Source organism: Brachybacterium sp. AOP24-D1-21 (assembly GCF_052378665.1).
Classification (GTDB): Bacteria; Actinomycetota; Actinomycetes; order Actinomycetales; family Dermabacteraceae; genus Brachybacterium.
In genome coordinates, this window is the sequence record NZ_JBQSXX010000001.1 from 1,122,879 (window position 1) to 1,146,259 (window position 23,381).

The 23,381-nt window shown below is 69.8% G+C and carries 17 protein-coding genes; 4 read left to right on the forward strand and 13 right to left on the reverse strand.

The features are described from left to right. The first annotated feature begins 143 nt into the window (after nt 1-143). Nucleotides 144-1,637 (forward strand): MFS transporter, encoded by a 1,494-nt coding sequence (locus ACT3UF_RS05020; RefSeq protein ID WP_441444518.1) that lies wholly within the window; start codon nt 144-146, stop codon nt 1,635-1,637. Between the two features lie 173 nt (nt 1,638-1,810). On the opposite strand, the gene ACT3UF_RS05025 is transcribed toward ACT3UF_RS05020, so the two are convergent. From ACT3UF_RS05025 to ACT3UF_RS05050, 6 genes are all read right to left on the reverse strand, one after another. Beyond that, nucleotides 1,811-2,281, reverse strand: a complete 471-nt coding sequence (locus tag ACT3UF_RS05025) for a ribose-5-phosphate isomerase (RefSeq protein WP_441444519.1) — start codon at nt 2,279-2,281, stop codon at nt 1,811-1,813. Nucleotides 2,282-2,335: 54 nt separating this feature from the next. Continuing rightward, on the reverse strand, nt 2,336-4,054 hold the full coding sequence (locus ACT3UF_RS05030) for a dihydroxyacetone kinase family protein (RefSeq protein ID WP_442332895.1): 1,719 nt from the start codon (nt 4,052-4,054) through the stop codon (nt 2,336-2,338). A gap of 126 nt (nt 4,055-4,180) precedes the next feature. Next, the gene (locus ACT3UF_RS05035; RefSeq protein ID WP_444598818.1) at nt 4,181-4,966 is read right to left on the reverse strand and encodes a glucose 1-dehydrogenase; all 786 of its coding nucleotides are present in this window, start codon (nt 4,964-4,966) and stop codon (nt 4,181-4,183) included. Nucleotides 4,967-5,050: 84 nt separating this feature from the next. Further along, on the reverse strand, nt 5,051-6,406 hold the full coding sequence (locus ACT3UF_RS05040) for an RbtT/DalT/CsbX family MFS transporter (protein ID WP_441444522.1): 1,356 nt from the start codon (nt 6,404-6,406) through the stop codon (nt 5,051-5,053). Between the two features lie 110 nt (nt 6,407-6,516). Further along, nucleotides 6,517-7,605, reverse strand: a complete 1,089-nt coding sequence (locus tag ACT3UF_RS05045) for a zinc-binding dehydrogenase (protein ID WP_441444523.1) — start codon at nt 7,603-7,605, stop codon at nt 6,517-6,519. A gap of 376 nt (nt 7,606-7,981) precedes the next feature. Further along, nucleotides 7,982-8,950, reverse strand: coding sequence for a sugar-binding transcriptional regulator (locus ACT3UF_RS05050; protein WP_441444524.1), 969 nt, complete (start codon nt 8,948-8,950; stop codon nt 7,982-7,984). A gap of 447 nt (nt 8,951-9,397) precedes the next feature. On the opposite strand from ACT3UF_RS05050, the gene ACT3UF_RS05055 reads away from it, so the two are divergent. Beyond that, entirely contained in the window at nt 9,398-10,903 is a 1,506-nt protein-coding gene (locus tag ACT3UF_RS05055; protein WP_441444525.1) for an FGGY-family carbohydrate kinase, read from the forward strand. Nucleotides 10,904-10,964: 61 nt separating this feature from the next. Here the strand turns inward: ACT3UF_RS05055 and ACT3UF_RS05060 are convergent, their stop codons facing one another. From ACT3UF_RS05060 to ACT3UF_RS05070, 3 genes are read right to left on the reverse strand one after another with little or no spacing between them, the layout of a single operon-like run. After that, the gene (locus tag ACT3UF_RS05060; protein WP_441444526.1) at nt 10,965-12,326 is read right to left on the reverse strand and encodes an ABC transporter substrate-binding protein; all 1,362 of its coding nucleotides are present in this window, start codon (nt 12,324-12,326) and stop codon (nt 10,965-10,967) included. 42 nt (nt 12,327-12,368) lie between these two features. Continuing rightward, nucleotides 12,369-13,286: a carbohydrate ABC transporter permease gene (locus ACT3UF_RS05065; RefSeq protein ID WP_442332911.1), complete on the reverse strand. Its 918-nt coding sequence runs from the start codon at nt 13,284-13,286 to the stop codon at nt 12,369-12,371. Beyond that, complete coding sequence (locus ACT3UF_RS05070) at nt 13,283-14,275, reverse strand: carbohydrate ABC transporter permease (RefSeq protein WP_441444528.1); 993 nt, start codon at nt 14,273-14,275, stop codon at nt 13,283-13,285. The genes ACT3UF_RS05065 and ACT3UF_RS05070 overlap by 4 nt, the downstream gene beginning before the upstream one ends. Nucleotides 14,276-14,574: 299 nt before the next feature. Here ACT3UF_RS05070 and ACT3UF_RS05075 point away from each other — a divergent pair, with 299 nt between their 5' ends. After that, a complete protein-coding gene (locus ACT3UF_RS05075; RefSeq protein WP_441444529.1) occupies nt 14,575-15,474 on the forward strand; it encodes an SMP-30/gluconolactonase/LRE family protein in 900 nt (299 codons plus the stop codon). Between the two features lie 205 nt (nt 15,475-15,679). Here ACT3UF_RS05075 and putP read toward each other — a convergent pair whose 3' ends face one another. The 4 genes from putP to ACT3UF_RS05095 all read right to left on the reverse strand — a co-directional run bounded on the left by putP (nt 15,680) and on the right by ACT3UF_RS05095 (nt 22,045). Beyond that, complete coding sequence (gene putP, locus ACT3UF_RS05080; protein ID WP_442332792.1) at nt 15,680-17,260, reverse strand: sodium/proline symporter PutP; 1,581 nt, start codon at nt 17,258-17,260, stop codon at nt 15,680-15,682. Between the two features lie 416 nt (nt 17,261-17,676). After that, entirely contained in the window at nt 17,677-19,221 is a 1,545-nt protein-coding gene (gene glpK / locus ACT3UF_RS05085; RefSeq protein WP_444502166.1) for a glycerol kinase GlpK, read from the reverse strand. Nucleotides 19,222-19,307: 86 nt separating this feature from the next. Beyond that, complete coding sequence (locus ACT3UF_RS05090) at nt 19,308-20,039, reverse strand: MIP/aquaporin family protein (protein ID WP_441444532.1); 732 nt, start codon at nt 20,037-20,039, stop codon at nt 19,308-19,310. Nucleotides 20,040-20,296: 257 nt separating this feature from the next. Further along, entirely contained in the window at nt 20,297-22,045 is a 1,749-nt protein-coding gene (locus tag ACT3UF_RS05095) for a glycerol-3-phosphate dehydrogenase/oxidase (RefSeq protein WP_441444533.1), read from the reverse strand. A gap of 122 nt (nt 22,046-22,167) precedes the next feature. On the opposite strand from ACT3UF_RS05095, the gene ACT3UF_RS05100 reads away from it, so the two are divergent. Continuing rightward, the gene (locus tag ACT3UF_RS05100) at nt 22,168-23,127 is read left to right on the forward strand and encodes a sugar-binding transcriptional regulator (protein ID WP_441444534.1); all 960 of its coding nucleotides are present in this window, start codon (nt 22,168-22,170) and stop codon (nt 23,125-23,127) included. Nucleotides 23,128-23,381 lie beyond the last annotated feature (254 nt).

Here is a 23,381-nt window from a genome sequence, read left to right on the forward strand (position 1 = left end):
ACCTCCGACTTTTTCTCACAGTGACCAGGAGTGGGAGGCAGATTCCCCCTCCCCCAACGGTCGGCCTGTGATCCAGGCCTCATGACCTGGGCGACAACTGGGGCATGCTGTGGCCACCCCATCCCCCGTCGTCGGAGCTGAGAATGAGCAACTCGACCACCTCCTCACCGCTGTCGGCCCCCTCGGCCGAGCACCGTCTGACCAGGTCACAGCGCCTGGACCGTCTTCCCTTCACCCGCAAGCACGGCCGCCTGCTGGGCGCCTCCGGCATCGGCTGGGCACTGGATGCGATGGACGTCGGCCTGATCTCCTTCGTGATCGCGGCGCTCAGCGTGCACTGGGAGCTGAGCAAAGCTGACGGCTCCCTCATCGCCTCCGCCGGGTTCGCCGGGATGGCGATCGGAGCGAGCGTGGGCGGGCTGCTGGCCGACAGGATCGGCCGCCGCTCCGTCTTCGCCCTGACCCTGCTGGTCTACGGCCTCGCCACCGGCGCCTCGGCGCTCGCGATGGGTGTGGGCGCCCTGATCGTGCTCCGCTTCGTCGTGGGCCTCGGCCTCGGCGCGGAGCTGCCGGTCGCCTCCACCCTGATGAGCGAGTTCGCGCCGGCCCGGATCCGCGGCCGCGTGATCGTCTGGCTCGAGGCGTTCTGGGCGCTGGGATGGATCCTCGCCGCCGTGATCGGCACCTTCGTCGCCGCCTCGGGCCCGACCGGATGGCGCTGGGCACTCGCGATCGGGCTGGTGCCCGCCGCCTACTCGCTGGTGGTGCGGCTGGGCATGCCGGAATCGGTGCGATTCCTGGAGCAGAAGGGCCGCCACCAGGAAGCCGAGCAGGTGGTGCGCAGCTTCGAGAGCGCCGCCGGGATCGACGCCCCGACGGATGAGGCCGACGGAGTGGACGGGCAGGGCGGCGCCGCTCGCGCCGACGATGCCGTTCGTGCCGACAGTGCCGTTCGTGCCAACGGCGCCGACGTATCGGATGCCCCCGTCGCGGCGCGGGTCGCTGCTGACGAGGTGGGTGCCATCCCGGCGGCGGACACGGTCGATGCGTCGGCCGGGATCTGGTCGAAACCGCTGCGCGCCCGCACCGCCGGGCTGTGGGCCGTATGGTTCTGCATCAATCTGGCCTACTACGGGGCCTTCATCTGGATCCCGACACTGCTGGTGGACCGCGGTTTCACCCTTACCCAGTCGTTCACCTTCACCCTCATCATCACCCTCGCCCAGATCCCCGGCTACGCCGCCGCGGCCTGGCTGATCGAGGTGCTCGGCCGACGCTGGACCCTGACAGTCTTCCTCTCGGGCTCGGCCCTCGCCGCGATCGGCTACGGCCTCGCGGACACCGAGTGGACGATCATCGCCGCAGGCTGTGCGCTGAGCTTCTTCAACCTCGGCGCGTGGGGCGCCCTGTACGCGATCGGGCCGGAGCTGTACCCGACCCGCGTGCGCGGCACCGGCACCGGCGCGGCCGCCGCCTTCGGGCGCATCGCCTCGATGCTGGCCCCGTTCCTGGTGCCCGTGCTGCTGGTGGCAGGCGGGCAGGTGCTCGTCTTCGTCGCCTTCTCGATCGCGTTCGCCCTGGCCGCGGCCGCCGCGTTCACCCTCCCAGAGCAGCGCGGGAAGGCCCTCGCGGACTGACCCGGCGCGCCGCCGGCCGAGCAGCCCGCCACCGCACCGCACCGCACCGCACCGCACCGCACCGCACCGCACCGCACCGCACCGCACCGCACCGCACCGGCGACAGTCAGCTGGCGAACCAGAATCGGTGGTGCGCAGGTTCGCCAGCTGACTGTCGGGGGTAGAAGCGGCGCTCAGGCCTGCTCGAGCGAGCCGTCGTAGGCGCAGATCGCGTCGACCTTCGCGGCGGAGGACGAGGTGGGGTCGAATTCGAGATCCAGCCACACCTTGATCAGCTCCTTCGCGAGCTCGAGACCGATCACGCGCTCACCCATGCACAGCACCTGCGCGTTGTTCGAGAGCACGGAGCGCTGCACGGAGTAGAGGTCGTGCGCGGTGACCGCGCGAATGCCGGAGACCTTGTTGGCCGCGATCGCGACCCCGAGGCCGGTGCCGCAGATCAGCAGCGCCCGGTCGGCCTCGCCCGCGGCGACCTTCTCCGCGGCGGCGACTGCGACGTTCGGGTAGAAGGTGCCGTCCTCACGGCCGGTGACGCCGACGTCGATGACCTGGTCGACGCGGGGGTCGTTCTCCAGCAGCTCCTTCAGCGCGCTCTTGTGGCCGTAGCCTGCGTTGTCCGATCCGGTGATGATCTTCCAGCCCATGTCAGTGCTCCTTCGTGAGTTCTCTTCGTGTGGTGCGGGTTCCCGAGCAGGGTCTCAGGCGGAGAGCTGCTCGCCCAGCAGCGTGACGATCCGCGAGAAGGAGACCGCGCCGGGGTCGGGGGTGCCCACGGACTTGTCGCCGTGGTTCCGGGCGCGGCCCTTGCTGGCGGAGATGTCGGCGGTGGCCGCGGCGGCCTCGGTGGCGCGCGCGGCAGCGGCGGCGATCACCCGGGCCCGGGTCTCCTCGGTGCCCGCGGACTGTGCGAGCGCGATCGCCTCCCGGAAGGGCACTGCGGCGTCGATCATGGTCTTGTCACCCGGAACCGCGCCGCCGAGGCGCTCGACGGCCTCGACCGCCTGCACCAGCCCGGTCAGGAGCTGCTCGACGCTCACTGCCGCGTCGTCACTGAAGGCGCTGCCGAGGCTGGTCAGGGCCGCGCCCCAGAGAGCACCGGAGGTGCCCCCGGCCTCGGCGGACCAGGCTGCTCCGGCCTGGACCAGCACGGTGCGGGCGCCGCAGCCGCCCTCGACGGTGCGCAGCGCGGCAGCGTGCGCGGCGACGGATCCGAGCACCATGCCCTGGCCGTGGTCACCGTCTCCCGCGATCGCATCGAGCCGACCGAGCTCCGGCTCGAGCTCGGCCAGGAGCGTCTCGATGTCGCCGAGGATGCCGGCGATCCGCTGCGCGGAGACTCGCGACTCCTCGGTCGCGGCGGGGATCGGGTCCTCGCCCGGGGTGTAGATCTCCCCGCGTTCGCCGCCGAGGTCACCGCTCACCGTGCCGCCGCGCCGGAAGGCCGGGGACTCGACGGGGGCGAGCCAGAGCTGTTCGAGCTCCTCGTCCAGGCGCACCACCGTCAGCGACAGGCCCGCCATGTCCAGGCTGGTCACGTGCTCGCCGACCTCGGGGCGCACGATCGTCAGCCCGGCCTCCGCCAGGAGCTGCGAGGCGTGCTTCCACACCACGAACATCTCCTCGTACTTCACGGTGCCGAGGCCGTTGAGGACGACAGCGACGCGGTCCGAGGCAAGCTCGGGAGTCTCGGCGAGGACGCCGTCGACGAGGATCTTCGCGAGCTCCTTCGCCGAGGGCAGCGGCTGCTCGTCGATGCCGGGCTCGCCGTGGATGCCCAGGCCGATGGCCATCTTCCCCTCGGGGACGTGGAACAGGGCATCCTCCGCACCGGGCAGGGTGCAGCCGTCGAACGCGACCCCGAGGGTGCGCGTGGCGTCATTCGCCTTCCAGGCGATGCGTTCAGCGTCGGCGAGGTCGGCACCGGCCTGGATCGCGGCGCCGGCGATCTTGAACACGGGCAGGTCACCGGCGATCCCACGGCGGTCGCGGTGATTGCCCTTCTCCCCCGAGGCCACGTCATCGCTGACGGCGACGATCCGCACGTCGATCCCCTCCGCACGGAGCTTCTCCGCGGCGACCCCGAAGTGGAGCACATCGCCGGCGTAGTGGCCGAAGCCGAGGATCACGCCGCCGCCGTTCTCGGCGTTGCGAGCGACCGAGTAGACCTGGTCGGCGGACGGCGAGGAGAAGATGTTCCCGCACGGCGCGCCGTGCGCGAAGCCGGGACCCACCCAGCCGGCGAAGGCCGGATAGTGGCCAGAGCCGCCTCCGACCACCAGGGCCGGCTGGCCGGCCGGGGTGGCCTGCTTGCGCACCACTCCGCCGTGCACGCGCAGCAGCTCCTCGGGATGGGCGGCCACCAGGCCTTCCACGGCGTCGGCGGGGAAGGTCTTGGGATCGTCGAACAGGTAGGTCACGGCGTTCTCTTCTCTGGCGGTCAGCTGCTCAGGCGGTCAGCGGCGGGCGGGTGGTCGGGCGGCGATGGGACGCTCGGCGAGCGAGGGCGATAGGCGCTCGGCGAGCGAAGCGCGGGCTGTGGGCGGTCAGGCCGCCGTGTAGCCGCCATCGATCGACAGGATGGATCCGGTCACGAAGCTGCTGGCATCCGCGGCGAGGTACACCGCGGCACCGGCGAGCTCCTCGGGCTCGCCGGGGCGGCCCATCGGGGTCATCAGGTTCCACTGGTCGATCTGGGCACCGCCTTCTTCATAGAAGCCACGGGTGAGCTCGGTGCGCATATAGCCGGGGGCGATGGCGTTCACGCGCACTCCGCGATCCGCCCACTCGAGCGCGGCGCTGCGGGTGAGGTTGTGGACGGCGGCCTTGGAGGCGTTGTACGAGGCCTGGGTCTGGGGGATGTTGGCGATGATGCCGCTCATGGAGCCGGTGTTGATGATGCTGCCGCGTCCTCGTTCGAGCATACGGCGGCCCACGGCGGAGAGCACGTGGTAGACGCCGTCGAGGTTCAGGCTCATCACCGCGCGCCACTTCTGCGCGTCGCCGTCCTCGAGGGGGTGGTGGATCGTGCGGCCGGCGTTGTTCAGCAGGATCTCGATCCCGCCGAACTCCGCGTCGACCTCGGCGACGACCTGCTCGACCGCTTCCTGATCGGTGACGTCCAGGTGGCGGTAGGCGGTGGTGACGCCGGTGTCTGCGGCGAGCTGCTCAGCAGCCCGCTGCCCGTTCTCGTCGTCGATGTCGGCGAGGACGACGGGGGCGCCGTGCTCAGCCAGCGCCCGGGCCATCGCCAGGCCGAGGCCCTTGGCGCCGCCGGTGACCAGTGCGGTGCGGCCGGTGAGGTCGAAGAGGGGCGAGATGCTGCGAGTCATGTCAGATTCCTTCGGTAGCTCGATGCACAGGAGAGGTAGGAGAGAGCACAGGGACTGGGATGGCCGGTCCCCGGGCGCTCATGCTCAGGCCTCGGCGGCGGCGATGTCCTTCTTGCCGATACGGGGCTGATCGACCTTCAGCGCGAAGGTCATCAGGAAGGCGAGGACGTAGAGGGCCACGAAGGACCAGACCACGCCGACGTTCCCGCCCCAGGGCCGCACCACGGCGACCACGGCGGAGCCGAGGAAGGTCGCGCCGCCGGCCGCGGTGGTGTACATCGCCATCGCGGCACCCTTGTGGTCCGGTGCCAGTGCGGGCATGATCGCGCCGAGCGGCACGAAGCCGGCCAGCAGGATGCCGAAGACGGTGCCCGCGATGACGGAGACCACGAAGCCCCAGTCGGAGCCGGCCGGGACCCAGTGCGGCACGTACCACCACAGCAGCAGGCCGATCGCGGAGCCGACGATCCCGAACCAGCGCACCGTGGTGGTCCAGCCGATCTTGTCGCCGAGGGCGCCGAAGGCCGCGTTGAACAGGATGTTGCCGGCGAAGACGATCGAGGTCATCAGCAGCCAGCGGGACTGTCCCCAGCCCAGGGTCTCGGCGATCACGGTGGGCAGGATGATGAACATGCCGAACTGCGGGGCGGTGTTGATCAGGCGGGTCAGGAAGCCCATCATCACGCGCTTGTTCTTCAGCGAGAGCACCACGCCCGAGAGGATGACCTGGCGGCTGCTCTCGCCGGCGGGGGCGAGGCGGCGGTCGCCGTGCTCCTCACGCACCCCGAGGTAGGCGATCAGGAAGCCGGCGATCACGATCGCGGTCGAGGCGACCATGGCCCAGCGCTCACCGAGCAGCCCACCGCCGAAGGCGGGGATCATGCCGATCGCGACCAGGGAGCCGATGGTGGGCATGCCACCGGTGAACATGACGTAGAACCAGCCGACGGCGGCGCCGGCGCGCTCCTTCGGGGAGACCGCGTTGACCCACACCAGGAAGGCGAAGGCGAACAGCGGGAAGCCGAAGCCGCGGACCATGTAGGTCAGGAAGATCAGCGGCACCGACTCGGTCGCGAGGGCGCCGACGAAGGCCGCCTGGAACACCACCCACACGATGACGCCCAGCAGCATCACCTTGCGCGGGCCCCAGAGGTCCGAGAGGGCGCCGGCGAGATAGGAGCCGATCAGGGTGGCCAGCGCGTAGAAGGTGATGACCGTGGCGGCGAGGTTGATCATGTCGTCGCCACCGCCGAACACGTTGGCCATGTGCGGGGAGACGAAGTTGGTCTCCACGCCGTTGCCGGTCATGAAGACGAGCACGCCGAGGAAGCCCCAGCGCAGGACGTGCGGGATGCCGAGGCGGTCCAGGAAGGTCTCCTGGGCGGAGCCGGGGGCGGGGACGGCGGGGCTGCTGGCCGTCGAGGTGGATGCGGAACTCATGCGGGCACTCCTGTGTGCTGAGGGGAGGGCGGCACGTGACGGCCGACGGCGCGGTCGGCGTCGGCCGTCACGTGGGGCGCGATCTCGGGCGGATCAGAGTCCGGGCGGGATCAGAGGCCGGGGAGGATCGAGACCTTCACGGAGGCGCCGGCGGAGTCGGCGACCGAGTCGAGAGCCTGCTGGAAGTCCGCGAGCGCGAACTGGTGGGTGCAGATCTCGTCGAGCGGGAGGTCGCCCTTCTCGATGATCTTGATGGCGGCGGGCCAGGTGTGGGGGCCCAGGTGCGCGCCGCGCACGTCGAGCTCCTTGTCGTCGGAGATGATCGACCAGTCCACGGAGACCGGCTCCTTGAACACGGAGTACTCGACGAAGGTGCCGAGCTTGCGCAGCAGGTTCAGGCCCTGCGGGACGGCGCTGGGGTGGCCGGTGCACTCGATGTAGACGTCCGCGCCGTAGCCTCCGGTGAGCGCGCGGATCTCCGCGTCGAGGTCCACCTTCGAGGGGTTCAGGGTGAGGTCGGCGCCGCACTTCCTGGCGAGCTCGAGCTTGTCGTCGTCGAAGTCGAGGGCGATCACGAGCTTGGGGTTCTTGTGGGCGGCGCCGATGATCGCGCCAAGGCCGATCGGGCCGGCGCCCGCGATGACCACGACGTCGTCGAACTGCAGCTCGGCGCGCTCCACGGCGTGCATCGAGCAGGACAGCGGCTCGGCGTAGGCGGCGTGCTGGGGGGCGATCTCCTTGGAGATCGTGTGCACGCGGGCCAGCGGGGGCACGATCATGAACTCGGCCATACCGCCGTTGAAGCTCTTGAAGCCGAACATGTCGTGCGGGTCGCACATCCAGTACCAGCCGCGCTGGCAGTACATGCACTCGCCGCAGGGGACGATCTGCTCGACCACGATGCGCTGCCCGAGGGCCGCGCCGTGCTTGGCCAGGGCCTCCTCGGAGCCGGAGACGACCTCGCCGGTGATCTCGTGGCCGGGGATGATGCCGGGCTGGACCCAGCGCTCGCGGTTCTCGTCGCCCCAGAACTTGGCGGCGCCGGCGTAGGCCTTGAGGTCGCTCGCGCAGACGCCGACGGCCTCCACCCGGATCAGCAGCTCGTCGGCCGCGGGGGTGGGCACTGCGCGTTCTTCGAGTCGGTAGTCCTCGGGCGCATGCATGACGACGGCCTGCATGGTCTTCGGGATCTCGGTCATCTCGGCACATCTCCTTCGATACGTTCCGGGTCGGCCCCGGCTGAGCGGGCCGGCGCGAGGCCGACCTCGGGGCCGAGGGTGCGTCATCGATGACACCGCGGGGCGCCCGTCCGAGTTCCACTCTAAGCACCCCGGGAACAATCGTCAAGAACAAATGTTCCAGAGCGGGAGACACCGATGTTCTCGACCTGGTCATCTCGCATCACCGCTGGTCAGCAAGCGCCCTCGGGCTAGTGCGTGAACCGTGTCTCATCTCAAGGGGCATGCGCGGGATGCCGCACCCGTCGTCCAGCAGCGGCCTGCGGCCGACACGTCACCGCGCGCGCCGACAGGCAGCCCAACAGCCCGGCCCGTCACCGCATGGGCGACGGGCGGGTCAGCGGCCCGGCGCTCCGCCGCGCGGGTCGACCCCGGCGTCGACGAGCACGGCCTCGGCCGTCGGCACGTCGGTGATCAGCGAGCTGAACATCCCCGTCTTCGCCCCGGCACGGATGGAGGGCGCCTTCTCGCAGCCGGCGGCCAGGGCGATCGTGGTGGGGATCGCGCGCAGCGTCTCGAGCGGGAGCCGGACCAGGAACTCGGCACCGGGGAAGGTGAGGGTTGCGCCGTCCTCGTCGAAGAAGTGGAGGCACACATCCCCGGCCGCTGTCGCGAGCGCGGGCTCATGGCGCGGGACCACGGAGGTGAGGCTGGCGCGGCCGTCATAGGGGGCGCCGATGCCGACCACGGCCACGCGGGCCTCGTCCCAGAGGTCCACCACCGAGCGGAATCCGGGATCCTCCTGCAGCGACGCCCAGAGGGTGGGGCTGGTCAGCGCGGGAGCGAAGATGAAGCGGGGCTCCGCCCCGGTGCGGTCGGCGAAGCGCCGGACCGTCTCGTTGGTCTGGAAGGAGGGGTCCGGCTCCTGCTGACCGCCGACGGTGGGGACGATGCGCGCCCCCGGCATGCGCGGCATCCCGCCCATGCCGGCCACGGCGTGGATCGTCTTTCCGGAGGAGAGCAGCACGATCTCTCCTTCCTGGATCTCGAGGCTGCGCAGCTCCTCCCCCAGCAGGTCGCCGATGCCGCGGAACTCGCGCTGCACCTGGTCCCCCGGGGCGATCCGGACCGAGTCGATGCCCAGCAGGTCGCGCAGCCGTTCGGCGAGCTCGGTGAGGTCGACCGTGGGCACGTCCAGCACCTCGAAGCGCACCATGCCGATCCGGCGCGCCTCGGCGAGCAGCTTGCTGATGGACGGGCGGGAGACCCCGATCCGCTCGGCGACCTCGGCCTGGCGCTGACCGTCGAGATAGTAGGCGGTGGCGGCGCGATGCAGCAGCTGCATGTCCATCGACGTCTCGAGCATGGCGTCACTCCTGTCCCATGAGGCCGAGCCATACTCCATGGCTCGGGCGTGACAGAGGGTGCGGGCCTGCGACCGCGAGGGGTCGGCAGCGCAGTGCCGTCATCGCCACGTGGGAACAATAGTTCCGCACATTTGTCGTGGGTGCAAGCCTCGAGTTCGCTGCGGATGCTCGCCTCGAGTGTGCTGCGGGTGCACGCCGCGAGCGCAGCCCGAGTGCTGCTCGAGCTCAGGCTCGGACCCCCTCCGGCGAGGGGAGGCCTCGATGGCAGGATAGAGCGCGGGGCGAGCATCGGCGCGGCCGACGACAGAATTCGGACCGGACTCCGTTCCGAACGGGAGGCGAGACGACGAATGGCTGCTGGTGCAGGAACTGCGGCGGGTGCTGGGGCTGCGGCAGGCACGGGCGCTGGGGCTGGCGCGGGCGCGAGTGTCGGACACGCGAACGCAGTGCTCGGGATCGACGTCGGCACCTCGAGCACGAAAGGGGTGCTGGTCGCTCTCGACGGGACCATCCTGCGCACCGAGGTGCGCGGGCACGAGGTGCGCCGCCCTGCTCCCGGCCAGGTGGAGATGGACGCGGAGACCTGGTGGGACGAGTTCGTCTCGATCGCCCGATCCCTCACCTCCGCCGCCCGGACGGCAGGCCTCGAGGTGTCCGCGATCGGGCTCTCGGGGATGGGGCCCTGCGTGGTGCTCACCGATGAGCAGGGGATCCCGGTGCGGCCGGCGATCCTCTACGGCGTCGACTCCCGCGCCGAGCAGCAGATCAGGTCCCTCACCCATGTGCTCGGCCAGGAGGAGATCCTCGCCCACTGCGGCGTGGTCCTCACCGCACAGTCCGCGGGGCCGAAGATCACCTGGGTCGCCGAGCACGAGCCCGAGCTCTACGCCCGCGCTCGGCGCCTGTTCATGCCCGCCTCGTATCTCGCGTTCCGACTGACCGGGCAGTACGTGATGGATCATGTCAGCGCGAGCCAGACAGCCCCGCTGTACTGCCTGCGCCAGCAGGAATGGCATTCCTCCCGGTCCGGGCACGGCAGCACCGACATCGACTGGTCGCAGCACGTCGCCCCCGGCATCGAGCTGCCGGAGCTGCGCTGGGCGGGCGAGGCCGCCGGTTCCCTGGACCCGCAGGTCGCCGCGCTGGTCCCCGGCCTGCCGGCAGGCATCCCGGTGCTCAGCGGGACGATCGATGCGTGGGCGGAGGCGGTGAGCGTCGGCGCCACCGAGCCCGGGGACCTGATGCTGATGTACGGGACCACCACGCTCCTGCTGGCCACGACCCCCGAGCCGTTGGCCAGCCGCACGCTCTGGTCCACCCCGGGGGTGACCCCCGGCTCGTCGAGCCTGGCGGGCGGCATGGCCGCCTCCGGGGCCATCACCGGCTGGCTGCGGGAGCTCACCGGCGGAGCGGATTTCCCGGGGCTCCTCGCGGAGGCCGAGCGCAGCGGCCCGGGCGCGGGAGGCCTGGTGATGCTCCCGTACTTCGCCGGCGAGCGCTCCCCCATCGCCGACCCCGACGCGCGCGGCGTGGTCGCGGGGCTGACCCTCTCCCACACCCGCGGGGACCTGTACCGCGCGACGCTCGAGGCGGTGGCCTACGGGGTCCGCCATCACCTGGAGACGCTCGAGGCGGCGGGCCTGACCCCGGGCCGGGTGATGGCGGTGGGCGGCGGCACCCAGCACGACCTGTGGCCCCAGATCGTCTCCGACGTCACGGGGCTGACCCAGCAGATCCCCCGCAGCACCGTCGGCGCCTCCTACGGCGGCGCGATGCTGGCCGCCCGCCTCGCCCACGGCGTGGAGACCAGCACCTGGAACCGCACCGACCATCGGTGCGTCCCGAATCCGGCGCACCGTGCCCGGTACGACGAGCTGAACCGGCTCTACCGCGAGCTCTACCCGGCCACCCGGGAGATCACCCACGCCCTGGCCCGGATGCAGCGGGGCTGAGGCAGGCAGGGCCCCCAGCGGGCCGGGCACCGTGGATCCGGCCCCCGTCCCCGCCGGTGGCTCATCCCTCGAGCTTGGGCTGGATCTCCTTGGTGTAGATCCCCTCGAGGGTCTCCTTGAGCCCGTCCATCGCCTCCTGGACATCGCCCTCGGTGGTGACGACGGAGGCGATGGCCTCGGCCATCTCCTGGTCCGCGCCAGGCAGGAACACGCGGGCGAAGTCCTGGGGCTTGGTGACGTCCAGCTGGTCGACCGCGAGCTGGATCTGCGGGGTCTCAGCGGTGAGCTCGGTGAGGTCCGCGCTCTTGCGGATCGGCATATAGCCGGTGGCGGCGGAGAACGCGACGGTGCTCTCCGGTCGGCCCATGAACTCCATCAGCATGGCCCCGGCGAGCTGCTCCTCCTTGGTCACCGCGGCCGGGATTCCGAGCCCGGCGCCGCCGGTGGGGCAGACCGGCCCGTCCACGGACCCGCCGGGCAGGAAGCCCACGCCGACGTCGAAGGTCGCGGACTCGAGCACCCCCACCAGCGAGCCGGTGGAGGCGATGGTCGAGGAGCACACCCCGGCGGCGAAGGTGTCGGCCGAGTCGCTCGAGGCGACCTGTGCCCAGCCCTTGGAGAACACCGAGTCCTGCACCCACTGCAGGGCTTCGACGGCTGCCGGCTCTGCGCAGGTGATCGTCCACTCGTCGGACCATGCGGCATCCTGGCCCCACAGCACGTTCTGCAGGGTCCAGCCTGCGTAGCCGGCGAGGTCGGGGTACATATACGCAGTCTCGGACTCGGTGAGCTTCGGCGCCCACTCCTCGAACTCGCTCCAGGTCTCCGGGGCGCGGTCGGGCAGCCCGGCGGCGGAGAAGTGGTCCTTGTTGTAGTAGAACAGCGGCGTGGAGCGGCCATAGGGCAGGGCCCACTGCTGGTCGTCGTACTGGTAATCCTGGACCAGCGAGTCCCGGTAGTCGGACAGGTCGATCTCGAGCTGCTCGACGAGGGAGTCGATCGGGATGACGTTGCCGTTGAGGAAGTACCGGAACCACCAGACGTCCGAGAGCACCACCACGGCGGGAAGCCCGGAGTTCGCGGCCTGCGCGGTCTGGAAGCGCTGGGCGATCTCCTCGTAGTTCGAGCCCGCCGTCACGTGGTTGACCTCGATGCCGGTCTCCTCGGTGAAGGCGGCGAGCAGCTGCGCCTCGACCTCCTGGGAGCCACCGGGGTGGTTGGTCCAGAAGTCGATCTTCTTGGCGGGCTCGACACCGGAGAAGTCGAGGTCGAGCTCCTCGCCGCCGCCGGCACCGCCGCCGCCACCGCCGACCTCAGGGCCGCCGCCGCAGGCGGCGAGGCCCAATGCCCCGGCACCGGCGACACCGAGGCCGAGCAGGGAGCGTCGGCTGAACCCGCGCGGAAGGTGAAGTGAACTGGTCATGGGACATGGTCCTTTCAGGGGTGGTGGACGGACGCGGGCGCGTCAGCCGGTCACGCTGCCTTGGGTGAGGCCGGAGACGATGTGCCGTTGCAGCATCGCGAAGACGATCAGGACCGGGGCGATCACCAGGACCGTGCCGGCCATGAGGATGCCCCAGCCGGAGCCGGTGTTGCCCTCGGAGTTCTGCAGGGCGGTGAGCCCCACGGGCAGGGTCATCCGGCTGGCATCGGAGGTGATGATCAGGGGCCAGATGTAGTCGTTCCACTCGGTGACGATCGTGACCAGGGCGACTGTGGCCACCGTCGGCACCGCGATCGGCACCACCACGGACCACAGGGTGCGCAGATGCCCGGCGCCGTCGATCTCGGCGGCCTCGATCATCGTCGGCGGGATGGTGAGGAAGTACTGGCGCAGCAGGAACGTCCCGAAGGCGGTGCCCAGGCCCGGCAGGATGATCCCCCAGTAGGTGTTCACCCCGCCCAGACCAGCGATCAGCACGTAGTTGGGAAGGATCGAGACCTGCGGCGGCACCATCAGAGCGACCAGGATCAGTACGAAGATGACGCGCTTGAACGGGAAGCGCACGAAGACCAGCGCATAGGCGGTGAAGATTGCCAGCAGCACCTTGATGCTCGAACCGATCGTGGTGACGATGACCGAGTTCAGGAAGAACTGCGGGATCGGCACCGAGTTCCAGGCGGCCTCATAGTTCGCCAGCGAGGGGCTCTCGGGCAGCACCACCAGATCGGTGGAGAGGATCTCGTGCGGCGCCTTGAAGGAGCTGATCATCATCCACAGCAGCGGCAGCACCATCACCAGGGTCGCCAGGATCAGCGGCACGTAGCCACCGGTGATCGTGGAGACCAGGTTGGCCCGGGTGAAGGGGCCGTTCTTCCGGGGCTTCGGTGCGGGCCGGTCCATGGTCGCCTGCTCGGGGCGGGGAAGGGTGGGCGTGCTCATGCGTAGTGCACCTTCCGCTCGACGAACATGATCTGGGCGACGGTCATCACGATCAGGATGACGAACAGGAGCACTGAGATCGTGGCCGAATAGCCGGCCCGGGAGTAGCCGCCGAACGCCTGCAGGTAGGACTCGAAGATCATCGTGTTGGTGCCACGCCCGGTGGGCGTCATGATCCGCAGCAGGTCGAAGGCCTGCAGGCTGTTCAGGGTGGTGGTGATCAGCAGGAAGAACGTGGTGGGCGACAGCAGCGGGATCGAGATGCTGAAGAAGCGGCGAGCCGCACCCGCGCCGTCGAGCTGGGCGGCGTGCATGACGTCCTGCGGCAGAGACTGCAGCCCGCCGAGGTAGACGATCGCGCAGTACCCGAGGTTCTTCCAGACGTACACGATCATCACCATGACCAGCGACATGTCCGGGTCCAGGAACCACTGCGGGCTCCCCATGCCCAGCTGGCGCAGGATCCATCCCAGCGCCCCGAAGTTCGGGTCGAAGATGAACAGCCACACCAGGCCCACACCGACGCCGGAGAGCACGTAGGGAGCGAAGACCGCCGAGCGGGCGAGGGTGCGGCCGGGGATGTTGATGTTCAGCGCGAGCGCGATCAGCAGTCCCAGCACCATCGCGCCGCCCACGGTGACCAGGGTGAAGATCACGGTGATCCGCAGGCTCGTCAGGCCCTCCTCGGAGGTGAAGAATTCGACGTAGTTGCCCAGCCCGATGAACGTCGCGGTGCGCGAGCCCAGCGTCCAGTCCAGCATCGAGTACTGGATGTTCAGGATCAGGGGACGGTAGGTGAACATCGCGATCAGCACCAGGTTCGGGGCGGCGAAGGCGAGGAACACGAGGGCGTCGCGCCGCGCTCGTCGGCTCATCCGGCGGCGTCGCAGCGGGGGCCTGCCCGTCGATGCCTGGGCGCGGCCGGCGGCCTCCGGAACCAGGGCCCGCGGGGTATCTGCACCCGGGACCCGATTCGGGGAATCGGTCATGAGGAGCTCATTCGGTCAGGGAGGAAGCGTCCCACCGGCCTCGGTGCCGGCGGTGGACCCCATTATGGGCACTGCAGGGAGTTCCGGGTCACGTTTGCGCAAGTCCGGGTTTGCACGAGTCCGGGTTTGCGCGAGTCCGGGTTTGCGCGAGTCCGGGCGCCGTGCCTCGACTCGCCCCGGTGGAGGGTCGGGCCGACGCCGGCATCATCGCCCGCCACGCGCGGACCCCGCGTACGGTGGGCCGGACCGACGAGCTGCTCGTCGGCGCTCTGCATCACCCCGCGGAACTGGAGGGTCCCATGCACGCCGAACGCATCACCGATTCGATCTGCCATCACGCCGAGGGACCGTACTGGTCCGACACCTGGGGCGGCCTGCGCTGGGTGGACATGCTCGCCGGGGACATCATGCACCTGGGCCCGGAGGGATCGGTCCGGGCCGGCGGCGCGCCCCTGCTGGCGGACGGCCCCGGTGGCGAGGTGACCCGCTTCCCGGCCCCGAGCTCGGTGGTCGCCTGTGTGCGTCCGGCCTCGAGCGGCGGCGCCGTGCTCGCGCTCGAGAAGGGCTTCGGGCTCGAGGACGCCGATGGCTCGATCGAGCCGCTGCCAGACCTGTGGGACGAGCCGGTACGGATGAACGAGGGGGCCATCGCCCCGGACGGCTCGTTCCTGTGCGGCACGATGGGCTACGGAGCTCCGCAGGGTGCGGCCGCGATGTGGCGGCTGCGACCCGACGGCACCACCACCCGTGAGTTCGGTGATCTGACGATCTCCAACGGTCTCGCGTTCACGGCCGACGGCACCCGCGCCTTTTACGTCGACACTCCGACCGGCCGGGTGGATCTCTTCGACTGGTCCGACGAGGACGGGCTCGTGGAGCGCAGGCCTTTCGCCGACCTGAGCGGCGAGGACGGCCATCCCGACGGCCTCTGCCTCGATGCCGAGGGCCGGGTGTGGGTGGCGATGCACTCCGGCAGTCAGGTGCTCGGCCTCGACGAGCACGGCGCGGTGGCCGAGAAGATCTCGGTGGACGCCCGTCAGGTCACCGCCTGCACCTTCGGCGGCGCGGACAGGTCGACCCTGTTCATCACCACCAGCCGCGAGAACCTGCCCGACGGGGAGGATCCGGCGGCCGGATCGCTGTTCGCAGTGCGACCCGGGGTGCGCGGGCCGGAGACAGAGCTGCTCTTCGGCGGCTGACCCGGCCCGGGCGCACTGCCGCACCCCGCACCCGAACCCGCACCCGGCACCCGGCACCCGCACCCGCACCCGCACCCGCACCCGCGATCGGACGATTCCGAGCCAAAATGTGGAAGATCTGGCTCGGAATCGTCCGATCCATCGCGGCCGCATGGCCTCAAGCGGGAGCGCACCTCGGACGTGGTGGCCCGGTGCTCCCTGCGGCTCAGACGGTGCCGGTGGTGCCCGTGGTATCGGCGGCGGGTGCGGCCCCGGCCGCCTCCGCGCTGCGGTCGCGGGCCTCACCGCTGGCCAAGGATTCGAGCATGTCGTCGAACTCCTCCATCGCCTTCGCCGGCGGCTGAGGGGTGATCATGCTGACCAGGACGGCGAGCACGAGGCAGACCAGGAAGCCGGGGATGATCTCGTACAGGTGCTGTTCGCCGAACAGACCCCACGCGACATCGGGGGAGAACTGTCCCCAGACGAAGGCCACCGCGGCACCGGCGACCATGCCCGCTGCGGCACCGGCCGCGGTGAGGCGACGCCAGAACAGCGACAGGAGCACGATCGGCCCGAAGGCGGCGCCGAAGCCGGCCCAGGCGAAGGCCACCAGGCCGAGCACGGAGCTGCCCGGGTCCAGGGCCAGCAGCACCGCGATGATCGAGACCACCAGCACACCGATGCGGCCGCCCCACAGGGCGCCCTTGGCACTGAGCCTGATACCGATGCCGCCCATGAGGTCCTCGATGAGCGCCGAGCTGGAGACGATCAGCTGTGAGGAGATGGTGGACATGATCGCTGCGAGCACCGCAGCCAGCAGCACGCCGGCGATCAGCGGATGGAACAGCAGCTGCGAGAGGTCCAGGAACACCGACTCGCCGTTCTTGGTGTCTGTGAGGATCGCGTCCGCGTTCTGCTGGAAGTACGCCAGGCCGGCGAGTGCGGTGAACACGGCGCCGATCACGCAGATGATCATCCAGCTCATGCCCACGACCAGGCCGTACTTGGCATCCCGCGAGGAGCGCAGCGCCATGAAGCGCACGATGATGTGCGGCTGGCCGAAGTAGCCCAGGCCCCAGGCCAGCGCCGAGATGATGCCGATGGCGGTGCCGCCGGAGGTCATGGAGCCGAAGTCGGCATTGACCTCGCGCACGGAGGCGAACATCTGCGCCGGTCCGCCAACCACGAACATCGCGGTGACCGGCACCAGGATCAGGGAGACCAGCATGATCATGCCCTGGACCACATCCGTATAGCTGGCGCCGAGGAACCCGCCGAACAGGGTGTAGAGGATGGTGACGCCGCCGACCAGCAGCATGCCGGTGAGATAGGGCCCGCCGAACATCGACTGGAAGAACACGCCGCCGGCGACCATGCCCGAGGAGACGTAGAAGGTGAAGAACACCAGGATGATCAGGCCCGCAGCGATCCGCAGAACGTTGGTGCGGTCGTGAAGGCGGTTGCCGAAGAAGCTCGGCACGGTGATCGAATTGCCGGCGATCTGCGTGTACTGCCGCAGCCGAGGGGCCACGAAGAACCAGTTCAGGCCGGCGCCGACGGTGAGGCCGACGGCGATCCACGCCTCGACCAGACCATTCATGTAGAGCGCACCCGGCAGGCCCATCAGCAGCCAACCGGACATATCGGAGGCGCCGGCGGACAGGGCGGCGACGAACGGATGCAGCTGGCGTCCGCCGAGCATGTAGTCCTCACCGCCCTTGGTCTTGCGGAAGGCGTACATGCCGATGCCGATCATCGCGAGGAAGTAGACGGCCAGTGCGACGAGTTTGAAGGCGAGATCCATGGGAGGACTCCGATCTCAGATGCGGGGAAGTGGGGAGGTGGGGAGTGGGGAATGGGACAGGACGACTGCTCGGCGCGCCTGCTCAGCACCTCACGGCGCGGCAACGGAACGCCGCACGGCGTCTGGGTCGGTGGTGATCTCTCCGACCGTACTCGCCGCGAACTGCCGAGGTGGGGGAATCGCAGTCATGCATCGACGACGGATCGTCGACGACCCTGCTGGTCACAGCACTGTGAAACGGGCCCTGCCCTCCGGCGTGGCGGAGCGTGATCCACCTCACCCGCCAGGGTCTCACACGAGCAGATTGCTACCGAAGGGTCACCCTCGCGCGTCGACCGTGTACGACAGCCCTGCGCACGCGGCTCCCATCGGGAAGCACGTGCACAGGGCTGTGCAACTCCGCTGTGCTCAGCGGGTCAGCTGTACAGAGCCTCGGTGTCGTCGTCGACCCAGTCCAGGGTGCGCTCGACGGCCTTCTTCCACAGGCGCATGTAGCGGTCGCGGGTCTCGTCGTCCATCGCGGGCTCCCAGCGCTTGTCCTCGGCCCAGTTGTCGATGACGTCCTGCTCGCCGTCCCAGAAGCCCACGGCGATCCCGGCCGCGTAGGCGGCGCCGAGCGCGGTGGTCTCGATGACCTTCGGACGCACCACGGGCACGCCGAGGATGTCGGCCTGGAACTGCATGAGGGTCTCGTTCATGACCATGCCGCCGTCGACCTTGAGCTCCGAGAGCTCCACGCCCTCGCTCTCGGCGTCGGCGACCATCGCATCCAGCACCTCGCGGGACTGGAAGGCCGTGGCCTCCAGGGTGGCCCGGGCGATGTGGTTCTTGTTGTGGAAGCGGGTCATGCCGACCATCGCACCGCGCGCGTCGGAGCGCCAGTGCGGGGCGAACAGGCCCGAGAAGGCCGGGACGATGAACAGGCCACCGTTGTCGTCGACCTTCTTCGCGAGATCCTCGATCTCGGGGGCGTCCTTGATCAGGCCCAGGTTGTCGCGCACCCACTGCACGAGCGAGCCCGTGACCGCGATCGATCCCTCGAGGGCGTAGATCGGCTTGTTGTCGCCGATCTTGTAGGCGACGGTGGTGAGCAGCCCGTTCTCGGAGCGCACCAGGTCCTCACCGGTGTTGATCAGCATGAAGTTGCCGGTGCCGTAGGTGTTCTTGGCCTGGCCCACCTCGAAGCAGGCCTGGCCGAAGGTCGCGGCCTGCTGGTCCCCGAGGATGCCCGCGATCGGGGTGTCGATGAGCAGGTCGTTCTTGCGGCCCTTGCCGTACACCTCGGAGGAGGAGCGGATCTCCGGGAGCATGGACAGCGGGATGCCCATGTCCTTCGCGATGTCCTCGTTCCAGTCGAGGGTGTCGATGTTCATCAGCATCGTGCGCGAGGCGTTGGTGACGTCGGTGACGTGCACGCCGCCCTTGCTTCCGCCGGTGAGGTTCCACAGCAGCCACGAGTCGGTGTTGCCGAACAGCAGCTCCCCGGCCTCGGCCTTCTCCCGGGCACCGTCGACGTTGTCGAGGATCCACTTCACCTTGGGACCGGAGAAGTAGGTCGCCAGCGGCAGGCCCACGCGCTCCTTGTACTTGTCGGCGCCCTCGTCGCCGGCGAGCTCGTTGCAGATCTTCTGCGTGCGGGTGTCCTGCCAGACGATCGCGTTGTAGACCGGCTCGCCGGTCGCCTTGTCCCACACCACGGCGGTCTCGCGCTGGTTGGTGATGCCCACGGCCGCGATCTGGTGGCGGTTGATCTCGGCGTTCACGAGCGCCTTGCCGACCACATCGCGGGTGTTCTTCCAGATCTCCTTGGGGTCGTGCTCGACCCAGCCGGACTTCGGGAAGATCTGCTCGTGCTCCTTCTGGCCGCTGGAGACGATCTGACCGGCATGGTCGAAGATGATCGCGCGGGTCGAGGTGGTGCCCTGGTCGATCGACATGATGTACATCGTCTGGTCGTTCATCGGAACTCCTTCGTCGTGGATGAGAGGTCGTGAGGTCGCAGCGCCACGCTCGGGCGCGAGACTGCTGGTTCGAACAGAGGTGCTGCTCAGAAGTAGAGGATCGAGGCGAGGCCCGCGAGGGTACCGCCGATCATGGGGCCGACGATCGGCACCCACGAGTATCCCCAGTCGTTGCCGCCCTTGTGCTTGATCGGGAGGATCGCGTGCGCCACGCGCGGCCCGAGGTCTCGGGCGGGGTTGATGGCATAGCCCGTCGGCCCGCCGAGGGAGGCGCCGATGGCGAGCACCAGCAGGGCGACCGCGAGGGGGCCGAGCTCATGCGGGGTGTTGCCGAACATGATGATCACGAACACCAGCACGAAGGTCGCGATGATCTCCGTGACCACATTCCAGCCGCGGGAGCGGATCTCCGCACCCGTGGAGAAGGTACCCAGGATGGTGCCGGCGTCCGTCTCCTGGTCGTAGTGGTTCTTGTACGCGAGCCAGGCCAGCACGGCGCCGAGGAAGGCACCGATCAGCTCTGCCACGAAGTAGGTGATCGTGGTGCCGAAGGTCATCGGGATGCCTGGCGCGTACTCGGTGGCCTCGCTCGTGAGCAGGCCGATGGTGACCGCGGGGTTCAGGTGGGCGCCGGTCTTGAAGGCGGTCCAGACGCCGGCGAAGACCGCCAGTCCCCAGCCGAAGTTGATCATCAGCCAGCCGCCGCCGTTGCCCTTGGTCTTGCCGAGGATGGCGTTGGCGACGACGCCACCGCCCAGCAGCGTCAGCATCGCGGTGCCCGCGATCTCGGACAGCAGGATGGTTCCGAGTGTTTCCATGTGTGGTTCTCCTCAGCGATCCGCGTCGGTGCGGATCGGATTCCGGCTGAGATCGGGCTCCGCGACGTCCATGCCGCGGCATCAGTGGGCACGGCATGTCGGACGGGTGACGCCGGCCCGGCCGCTCGTCATGGAGCGGGGGCGCGTCGGGCGGAACTCGGATCGGCCGGTCGCAGAGCTCGGGGAGAGCTCTGCGGGGGCGCACGCGGTGCGCGCCCCACGCAGTGCCCGGATCTCGTCTCCGGGCACAGGGTCGGTCATCGTCGGGTGGGCACCTCCGGGGCGTCGGCGAGGCGGGCTGCTGCCTGCTCATCGCTGGTGGTGCGTTCGCCGTCCAGACGGGCGGCGATGAGATTGCGGTAGGTCTCGACCTCGCGGCGGCGGGCGGCATCGTCCCAGCCCAGCTCGGGCCCGACGAGCGCAGCGACCTCTGCGGCCGCGTCGACGCCGCGGTCGCGGGTCTCGTAGTCCAGGCGGGTGCGGCGCTGGAGGATATCCGCCAGGTGGCGCGCGCCCTCGGCACGGACCGCGTACAGCGCCTCAGCCCGCAGGTAGCGCGGGGCGTGCTCGAGAGGCGCCCCGAGAACGGGATCCTCATCGATCAGCGCGAGCACATCGGTCAGCAGGGCGCCGTAGCGGAACAGCAGCCGGTCCACCCGGATCTCGTCGAAGCCGTAGCGTCGGCCGATCTCCCGCTTGTCGCGCATGAGCGCCTCATAGCCCTGGGCGCCGATCACGGGGATCGAGCGGGTCAGGCTCGGGCGGCCCGGCTGGGAGTCCTTGATCGCGAAGTCGACGACGTCCTCGGCCATCACCCGGTAGGTGGTGTACTTCCCGCCCGCGATCGCGGACAGCCCCGGCTCGACCTCCATGACGGTGTGCTCACGGGAGACCTTCGTGGACGAGGAGGAGCCGCCTGCGCCCTTCTTCACCGGCTGCAGCAGCGGGCGCAGGCCGGAGTAGACGCCGATGACGTCCTCGCGGCCGAGGTCCTCCGCGAGCACGGCGTTGGCGTGCTCGAGCACGTACTCGATGTCGTCGCTGGTCGCGCCCACGTCGCGCGGGTCCTGGGTCCACGGGGTGTCGGTGGTGCCGATGACCCAGTACTCGTCCCACGGGATGATGAACAGGACCGACTTCTCGGTCTGGGTGATGATGCCGGTGTCCGGCACAGCGGAGATCCGATCGCGGTCCACGACGATATGGACGCCCTTGGAGGCGAGCACCTCGAGACCGGCATCGGCCCCGGCGAGCTCCTGCTGGTCCTGGGTCCAGACGCCGCCGGCGAGGACGGTCGCGCGGGCGTGGACGTCGAACTCCTCGCCGGTCTCCTCGTCGCGCATCCGGGCACCGATGACGCGGGTGCCCTCGTGCAGGTAGTCCACGACGGTGGTGTAGTTGGCGACCACGGCGTCATGCTGCGCGGCAGAGCGCACCAGCATCATCACGAAGCGGGCGTCGTCCATCTGCGCGTCGTAGTACTCGAGCGCGCCGACGGCCTTCTCGCCGTCCAGGCCCGGGAAGACCTCGAGCATCTTGTCGTGCAGGAGGTGGCGGTGGAAGGGGACGGCACGCTTGTGGCCGATGGACTGCATCGCGTCGTAGAGCATCACGCCGGAGCCGATGAAGGCACGGTCCACGACCTTCTTGAAGAAGGGGAAGACGAACTTGATGGGCTTCACCAGGTGCGGAGCCGTGTGCTGGATCAGCAGGTCACGCTCACGCAGCGCTTCGGCGACGAGCTTGAAGTCGAGCATCTGCAGGTAGCGCAGGCCGCCGTGCATCAGCTTGGAGGAGCGCGAGGAGGTGCCGCTGGCCCAGTCGTGAGATTCCACGAGGCCGACGGAGAGACCGCGGGTGGCAGCATCGAAAGCGGCCCCGGCCCCGTTGACCCCGCCGCCGACGACGAGCACGTCGAGCGGGTCCTGTGCGGTCGCGGCACGCAGACGCGCGAGGTGCTCCTCCCGGCTGGCCGGGGTGAGGGCGGACCGCTGCTGATCGGACACGTGGGTGCTCCTTTGCCGTGACGTCTTCGGGTGCCGCATCCTGCGGGCACCCGTCACCGACATCGTGGAACCTCCGTGCAGGCTGATGCAAGCCGGATGCACGAACGTGCAACACTGGGTGCATGATCCCCGAGGGCCGCCTGGAAACCGCGTTCGCGGCTGCACGGATGTACTACGGCGAGGGCCAGACGATGGAGGCGATCGCGGGCTCGCTGTCCGTCTCCCGCTCCACCGTCTCCCGCATGCTCGCCGACGCCCGTACGGCCGGGCTGGTGCAGATCTCGCTGCGCCCGCCGGAGGCGCACCGGGTGGAGGAGCTCGGTCGGCGCATCGCTCGGCAGTACGGGGTCCAGGCGCATGTGGTGCCGATGGGCACAGGCGCGGACGAGCGCGAGCGCCTGCACACGGTCGTCGAGACCGGCGCGACCCTGCTCGACGAGATGCTGGAACCCGGGACCACCCTGGGCATCGCCTGGGGCACCACCATGGCGGCTCTGCTCAGCAAGGTCCGGACGAGGCCGGTGCCGGGGATGCGGATCGTGCAGCTCAACGGCGCGATCAACGTGGAGGGCTCGGGACTGACCTACATCGCCACCGTGCTCGCCCGCGCGGCCACCCGCTGGGATGCGACCGTGCACCAGTTCCCGGTGCCCGCCTTCTTCGACTACCCCGCGACCCGCGAGGCGATGTGGCGAGAGCGCTCCGTGCAGCGGGTCCTGGACGTGCAGCAGCAGGCGACGGTCGCGGTGTTCAGTGTCGGGGCGTTCGACGCCGAGGTGCCCAGCCACGTCTACACGCACAACTACCTCACCGAGGAGGACCTCCACTCGCTGCGGGCCGACGGCGCGGTGGGCGATGTGTGCACTGTCTTCCTGCGCGCCGACGGCGGCTACCGCGACATCGCGATGAACGCCCGTGGCTCCGGCACCTCACCGGATCAGCTCGCCCGGATCCCGCGCCGCCTGCTCGTGGCCTCCGGCTCCCGCAAGGCGCTCCCCCTGCGTGCGGCGCTGCGGGCCGGCGTCGCGACCGACGTGGTCCTCGACGAGGTCACCGCCGCGCACCTGCTGGCCCTCCGCTGAGACGCTCCGCCATCGCCCACACCCCGCGCCGCGCGAGCTGCGTCATGCGTCCCGTGCCCTGAGTCGCCCCGCGCCCTGAGCCGCTCGCTCTGCGCCCCGCGCCGCCCGCACCGTGCGCCGCGCTCTCTGCGTCGATTCCGGTCGATTCCGAGCCAGAACAGGCCCCGATCTGGCTCGGAATCGACCGATCCGGCTGGGGGTCGACCACTCCGGCGCGGAAACGACCGCTCCGGCCCGGGATCTGGCCCGGGCCA